This is a genomic window from Caballeronia udeis (assembly GCF_001544555.2).
Lineage (GTDB): Bacteria > Pseudomonadota > Gammaproteobacteria > Burkholderiales > Burkholderiaceae > Caballeronia > Caballeronia udeis.
Map to the genome: position 1 here is coordinate 1 of NZ_FCOK02000215.1, position 1085 is coordinate 1085.

Here is a 1085-nt window from a genome sequence, read left to right on the forward strand (position 1 = left end):
ATTCCATTTCTAATTCAATAGTGAATCAATCATCCACGGCCACGCGACGATGGAATGAACCCGTTGGTGATCCAGTTCAAGGTGGCGAAGCGAGTCGCACAGATGGTGTTCGAGCGCATCGATACTCTCGAATACGCGGTTGTGAAAGGACTTTTCGCGCAGATCATCCCAGAGATGTTCAACGGGATTGAGCTCGGGCGAATATGGCGGAAGTGTGAGCAGGCGCAGGTTGTGCGCCAGTCTGAGTGCAGCACTCTGATGCCACCCGGCGCCGTCGAGAACCATCACGATGCGCTCGTCGGGATGGCGCGCGCAGACCTCATCGAGAAACAGCTGCATGCAGGCGGCGTTGACGTGCGGCAGGATCAGCGAGTCGAGCACGCCATCGGTCACCGAGACGGCCGCATAAGCGTAGGTGTACTCCTGCGTCACCATGGCCTGACACAACGGACGAACCGGTTTGGGGCACCAGCAACGCCGCGTATCGGAGATGCGACCGAAGCGCGCTTCGTCTTGAAACATCAGCCGGATCGGCCCTTGGCCCGGCCACGCGCGGTCGATTTCGAGGAGGACGTCGGGAAGTTTTTTTTCCAGGCCTCCTGGGCGGCCACATCGGCTTTGGGGTGTCGCTTGTCAGGCGCGAGCTTGCGCCAGCCATGACGGTGTAGCAGGTTGTAGGCGGAGGCCAGGGCAACCTTGCGTCCCAGCCGTTCATCCAGCGCCCGCTTGATCTCGCCGACCACGAGGATGCCGCCCACCTTGGCCTTCTCGAAGAAGGGCGCAAGAAAGGTCACTTCTTCCTCCCACGTCATATTCTCGCGGCGTCGACCGCCCGGCCTGGGGCGGTCGACTTCGGGCATCCCGCCAGCCAGAATGAAGCGCCGGCGCAACTGACAGGCCCAGCCAACCGATACGCCGATCGCTTGCGCAGCCTGCGCGAGCGTCAGACCGAATTCGAGCGGTAACAGTACCGCTTGAGCCTGCCGCAACTCATCCACCGTTCTGGCCTCGACAATGAGTTTCTTTGCACGTTCAAGAACCTCACCGCCTGTCGCTTGACGAACCATCGCGCGCACCTCTACATG

2 protein-coding genes are annotated in these 1085 nt (G+C 60.9%); both read right to left on the reverse strand.

What is annotated here, in order from left to right:
- Positions 1-9: 9 nt before the first annotated feature.
- Positions 10-594, reverse strand: a complete 585-nt coding sequence (locus tag AWB69_RS50245) for an IS630 family transposase (protein WP_331712731.1) — start codon at positions 592-594, stop codon at positions 10-12.
- Positions 522-1085, reverse strand: a 564-nt coding sequence (locus tag AWB69_RS45280) for a winged helix-turn-helix domain-containing protein (RefSeq protein ID WP_231937470.1), incomplete at its 5' end; no start/stop codon positions are given. The genes AWB69_RS45280 and AWB69_RS50245, both read right to left, overlap by 73 nt.